Here is a 4,947-nt window from a genome sequence, read left to right as displayed (position 1 = left end):
TGTGTCGCTTTCGCCGATGCCGTGCGCCGCGAAGCGTTCGGCCGCGTGCCGGTCTTCTCCCGCGCTGCCACGGCAGACGGCCTGCGCGTGCTCACCGGCTATCTCGGCTACCAGCCTGTCCCCTGGGGCGAGCCCGGTGTCGTCTGGATCGATCCGCGCGGCGAGGCGGGGCAGGCATGAGCGTGTTGCGTAACTTCACGGCCGACTCATCCCGCCCGCCCATCATCCAGTCCGGCCCTGTCCGCGTCGATGTCGTCTCCACGCTTGACGAGTTCGTCGCGGTGATGACCCTGCGCGCCCGTGTCTTCCAGAACGAGCAGGATTGTCCGTATGAGGAGGAGTTCGACGGAAACGACCTTTCCGGCGCCACCCATCTGCTCGCTCGCCGCAATGGCGAGCCGGTGGGCACCATGCGCCTGCGCTGGTTTGCCGATTTCGCCAAATCCGAACGTTTCGCGGTCGTGCCTGAAGGCCGGGCCACGCAGATCGCCTTTGCCCTGATTGAAGCAGCCTGTCTCGTCAGCGCGCGCAAGGGCTACCGCAAGATCCTCGGGCATGCCCAGAAGCGCGTCGCGCCGTTCTGGATTCGCCGGGGCGGCGGATATCTGCGCCAGGACCGGCCTTCCTTTTTCTTCTCCGATCACGAGTATGTCGAGATCATCCGGGAAATCGAACCGCCGGCAAACCATCTGAACCTCGACAGTCCGCCGCTCGAACTCTGCCGCCCCGAGGGCGACTGGGACCGCGAAGGCGTGCTGGAGCGATCTGCAAAGCGCGCGGCATGAGCATAGCGCCGGAACATCGCCGCCGGCCGGGAGTAGCGTGACATGAAGCAGGATGCCGCCCGCCTTGTGCAGCCCGTGCCGACCCTTTCGGAAGCGATCGAGGTTGCAATTCCGCACATGCGCGCCCTCGCGGCCCCGCTCTCAGGCGCCGGGCGGGATGCGGACTCGCTGGTGGAGGCCTTCGTCGAAAGCGTGCTCTACGGCGCCGTCTGGCTCCGTCCGCCCTTTCGCGGCATCGACATGGCGAACACGTTCCGCGACGACCTGATCTCGGCCTATGGCGAGGTCGAGATCCTGACCGAGGTGATCGATGGTCCCGGCGGCGCGCGCCGGGACGTGGCGCTAAGGTTTTCGGAATATGCCGGCTTTGTCCGCCAGACCTTCTGGGAAGTGCAGGACTGACTGCCGCAATCAGTCCGGCTTATTCCGGTTCGATTCGAAACGGCGGATGGCGTCCAGCAGGTCGGCGAGGCGCGAGGGCACCGGTTCCTTCAGCAGGTCGGAATAGGCCTTCGCGACAGACCGGGCGAGGGCATCCGGCAACTGGATCACCTCCGGCCTCGCCGGACGCGCCTCCTCGCCTTCGTTCTCCTCGTCCGCTGACACCCCGTACCCCCCGGAAGTCCGAATCCCGTTACCCTGAACACCAAAGCCCCATCACGCAATCCAAACGTGAAGTAAATCCCTTATTCGGGGATCCGGGCCTGTTTTCGGGCGAAATGGGGGTCAGTTGACCCCCAGGATTTCCTGCAGGAACAGCGTTTCTGCCTCTCTCTGGGCTTCGCGGTTGGACAGTTTGCGGAAGCCGTGGCCCTCGTCCATCGCCATCATGAACCAGTGCATCACGCCATTGGCCTTCACCGCCGCCAGGATCTGTTCGGCTTCCGTGTACGGCACACGCGGGTCGTTATAGCCCTGGATGATGAATAGCGGCTTGGTGATCTTGTGGGCGTTCTTCAGGGGCGAGATCTCGTCGAAGAAGGCGGCCACAACCGGGTCGCGCTCATCGCCATACTCTTCCCGGCGCAGGTCCACGCGGTAGCCTTCGGTATTCTCGAGGAAGGTCTTGAAGTCCGAGATGCCGACAATGTTCACGCCGCCGGCCAGCCGGTCGCCATAATCAATCATCGAGGCAAGCACCATGTAGCCGCCATACGATCCGCCGTGCACCACCACCCGGCCTGCATCGAGGTCCGGCTGCGTGGCAATCCAGTCGAGCAGGGCGCCGATATCCTCAACCGATTTCTTGCGGTTCAGGCCATTGTCGAGCGACACATAGGTCTTTCCGTATCCGGACGATCCGCGCACGTTCGGCACAACCACCGCCAGGCCGAGTTCCTTCGCCCAGTACTGGTAGGTCGAGCTGAAGCCCGGGCGTGACTGGCTCTCCGGTCCGCCATGGATGGACACGATCACAGGATGCGGACCTGCGCCCTTCGGCCGGTAGATGAAGGCCGGAATATCCATACCGTCCGTGTTCGGATAGCTGAATATTTCCGGCGTCAGGAAGTTTGCGGCATTGAGGCCGCCCGTCTCTGCTTCGGTCCAGCGCGTCAGGTTCAGCGTCGCAATGTCGAACGACCAGGCATCCGCCGGGCTGGTTGCGCCATTGAAGGTGAAGCCCAGCTGCGTGCCGCTCGGCGAGAAGGTCAGGCCGCTGGCGATGCCCACCGGCAGTGTCGGGCCGGGGCGCACATGCCCGCTCGCCACGTCCAGCAGCCGGATCGTGCCCAGCCCGCCTTCGTTCAGCGTGAAGGCCACCGTCGTCTCATCCGGCGACAGCGTCCAGTCGGACACGTCCCAGTCGATATCGCCGGTATAGGTCGTCGTGGTGCCGTCGGGCGCGATCCGCACGAGATTGGCAAACTCGCTGCCTTTGTCCGTCACCGTCAGCACGGAGCCATCCGCCAGCAGCGCGCCGCCGGAATAGGCGACATCGTCGTCCGGGTTGATCTCGGTCAGCGTGCCGCTCGCGACGTCCAGCTTGAACAGCCGGCTCTTGGCGATGGAGATATAGCGCTGCAGCAGCAGGGTGCTGCCATCCGCCGACCAGTCGACCGGCCCGATCGCGCCCTCGCCCTCCAGCACAACGCGCCGGCTCTCCGGGTCTGCCGGATTGGCGACCAGAATGTCATTGTTCGGATCGCCCGCTGTAGTGCGCGCCCAGGCGACCACGCTGCCATCATCCGCCCAGAGGCCGGAGCCGTTGCGCGAGCCCTGCTCGGAAAACTGCGTCACATCGCCGGTGCCGAGATTGAACAGGTAGGACTGGAAATATTCGTCGCCGCCGCGGTCCTTGCCGAACAGGAAGGCGCCGCCCGACGGGCTCACATCCGCGCTGCCCACTGTCTCGGTGTAGAAGGTCAGCTGTCGCCGCGCACCCAGCGGGAAGCGCACTTCATGGATCTGGTTCACATTGCCGAAGCGCGTCGCAATCAGGATGCCGCCATCGCCGGTCCAGTCCTGGAAGCTGTGCCCGCGCACATTCTCATAGCGCTGCAGCCGCTCTTTCAACTCGATCGGAGCTGTCGGCACATTCTCTGTCACGAGATTGCCGCGCGTCACCCGCGGCGAGGGCTCCTGCTGCGTGGTCAGCGCCGCATCGGGCGCTGCGCCTGTCTGCGCACAGCCGGCAAGGGCGAGGGCAAGGGCAGAAACAAGAAGGGCTGGGCGGCGGGTCATACGGGTCTCCCGGTCTGTCTGTTTTGTCATGGTGCTTTGTTTAGGGCTTTTGCCCGCCGCGTCACCCCTTTTTCAGACCGGGGGCTTCACAAGTCCGATACATTCGGGGTCTAAGGCCCCGGAGATTGGCAGAAGGAATCGGACAGATGCTGAAGCGGCTAATTCTTGCGTCCCTGATCGGCGCCGGCGCGCTTGCTGCCTGCACCACAGGCAAGGACGCCGCGCCCGCAGAAATGGCCGCGCCTGCCGCCGCAGAAATCCCCGCGGCTCCCCCGCGCGTGCTGATGATCGGCCTCGACGGCCTGCATCCCTCGATGCTCGACAGCTGGGACGTGCCCAACCTCAAAGCCCTCGCCGCCCGCGGCGTGCGCGCCGAGGCGATGTATCCGGTCATGCCGTCGGTCACCTTCGTGAACTTCTACTCCCTCGCCACCGGCCTCTATCCCGAACATCACGGCATGGTCGACAATTACCCCTACGACCGCGACGGGGCGCGCCAGTTCGACCGCGCCACCGGCCCGCAGGAAGAAGTCTGGTGGCAGGGCGAGCCCATCTGGGTCACAGCCGAGAAGCAGGGCCTCTCCGCCTCCATCATGTTCTGGCTCGGCTCCGAGGTCCCGCATGACGGCGTCCGTCCGACACGCTGGACACCCTACGAACACGAAAAGCCCTATCAGGACCGCGTCGACGAAGTGCTCGCCTGGTATGATGGCCCCGCAGAAAAAAGCCCGCGCTTCGCCGCCATCTATTTCGACCGCGTCGACACCGCCGGCCACTATACCGGCCCGCGCTCCGACAAGACGAAAGAGGCGGTCGCCGAAGTCGATGGCTATGTCGGCCAGCTCGTCGCCGGCCTGGAGACGCGCGGCCTGCTCGCCTCCACCACCATCATCGTCGTGTCAGATCACGGCATGGCCTGGATCAATCCCGATCAGGTCGTCGATATCGGCGAGTTCCTCGACCTGAAATCCCTCACCGTCTCGCAATTCGCCGGCCCCTATGCCGGCTCGGCGCATCCCTTCCTGCATGTCTATGGCGAAGGCCCGGCGCTCGAAGCCGCGTATGAGGGCCTCAAGGATTTCCACCCCAACATCCATGTCTACAAACGCGGCGAGATGCCCGCCCATTACCGCTTCGATCATCCGACGCGCGGGCCGGACCTCTTCATCGTTGGGGATCCCGGCTGGGTCGTGCGCAATGCCGATCTCGGCGGCTGGCGCCCGCCCATCCCCGGCATGCACGGCTATGACAGCCGCGCCCCGGACATGAACGCCACCTTCATCGCCGCCGGCCCCATCTTCCCCGAAGGCGAAGTCGCCGCCCCGTTCGAAAACGTCAACGTCTACAGCTTCATCGCCTGCGCCCTCGGCCTCACCCCGGCAGAAACAGACGGCGACCCGGAAGTCGTCGCCGAGGTCACCGGCGGCCGCTGCCCTGCGTCGCAAGACTGACCCCACCGCATGTCATCCCGGCGACAGCT

6 protein-coding genes are annotated in these 4,947 nt (G+C 65.1%); 4 read left to right on the top strand and 2 right to left on the bottom strand.

The window, feature by feature from the left end:
• The 3 genes from ACK4TE_RS15730 to ACK4TE_RS15720 all read left to right on the top strand — a co-directional run.
• On the top strand, positions 1-180 hold a 180-nt coding region (locus ACK4TE_RS15730; RefSeq protein ID WP_409912483.1), incomplete at its 5' end, for a hypothetical protein.
• Positions 177-785 carry a GNAT family N-acetyltransferase gene (locus ACK4TE_RS15725; RefSeq protein WP_409912482.1) on the top strand — a complete coding sequence of 203 codons (609 nt, stop codon included), beginning with the start codon at positions 177-179 and terminating at the stop codon, positions 783-785. The genes ACK4TE_RS15730 and ACK4TE_RS15725, both read left to right, overlap by 4 nt.
• Positions 786-827: 42 nt before the next feature.
• Positions 828-1,187 (top strand): hypothetical protein, encoded by a 360-nt coding sequence (locus ACK4TE_RS15720; protein WP_409912481.1) that lies wholly within the window; start codon positions 828-830, stop codon positions 1,185-1,187.
• A 9-nt stretch (positions 1,188-1,196) separates the two neighbouring features.
• Here the strand turns inward: ACK4TE_RS15720 and ACK4TE_RS15715 are convergent, their stop codons facing one another.
• Both ACK4TE_RS15715 and ACK4TE_RS15710 read right to left on the bottom strand, forming a co-directional pair.
• Positions 1,197-1,391, bottom strand: coding sequence for a hypothetical protein (locus ACK4TE_RS15715; protein ID WP_409912480.1), 195 nt, complete (start codon positions 1,389-1,391; stop codon positions 1,197-1,199).
• A 120-nt stretch (positions 1,392-1,511) separates the two neighbouring features.
• Positions 1,512-3,467 carry a S9 family peptidase gene (locus tag ACK4TE_RS15710; protein WP_409912479.1) on the bottom strand — a complete coding sequence of 652 codons (1,956 nt, stop codon included), beginning with the start codon at positions 3,465-3,467 and terminating at the stop codon, positions 1,512-1,514.
• Between the two features lie 146 nt (positions 3,468-3,613).
• Here ACK4TE_RS15710 and ACK4TE_RS15705 point away from each other — a divergent pair, with 146 nt between their 5' ends.
• The gene (locus tag ACK4TE_RS15705) at positions 3,614-4,918 is read left to right on the top strand and encodes an ectonucleotide pyrophosphatase/phosphodiesterase (protein WP_409912478.1); all 1,305 of its coding nucleotides are present in this window, start codon (positions 3,614-3,616) and stop codon (positions 4,916-4,918) included.
• Positions 4,919-4,947 lie beyond the last annotated feature (29 nt).

It is taken from the genome of Hyphomonas sp., assembly GCF_046313975.1.
GTDB lineage: Bacteria > Pseudomonadota > Alphaproteobacteria > Caulobacterales > Hyphomonadaceae > Hyphomonas.
The sequence above is the reverse complement of the archived record's forward strand: the minus strand, read 5'-3'. Positions and strand labels throughout refer to the sequence as shown.

Bases quoted from the DNA above. Each gene is read 5' to 3' on its own strand.
- ACK4TE_RS15710 (WP_409912479.1), bottom strand. From the start codon at position 3,467: ATGACCCGCCGCCCAGCCCTTCTTGTTTCTGCCCTTGCCCTCGCCCTT.
- ACK4TE_RS15725 (WP_409912482.1), top strand. From the start codon at position 177: ATGAGCGTGTTGCGTAACTTCACGGCCGACTCATCCCGCCCGCCCATC.
- ACK4TE_RS15705 (WP_409912478.1), top strand. From the start codon at position 3,614: ATGCTGAAGCGGCTAATTCTTGCGTCCCTGATCGGCGCCGGCGCGCTT.
- ACK4TE_RS15720 (WP_409912481.1), top strand. From the start codon at position 828: ATGAAGCAGGATGCCGCCCGCCTTGTGCAGCCCGTGCCGACCCTTTCG.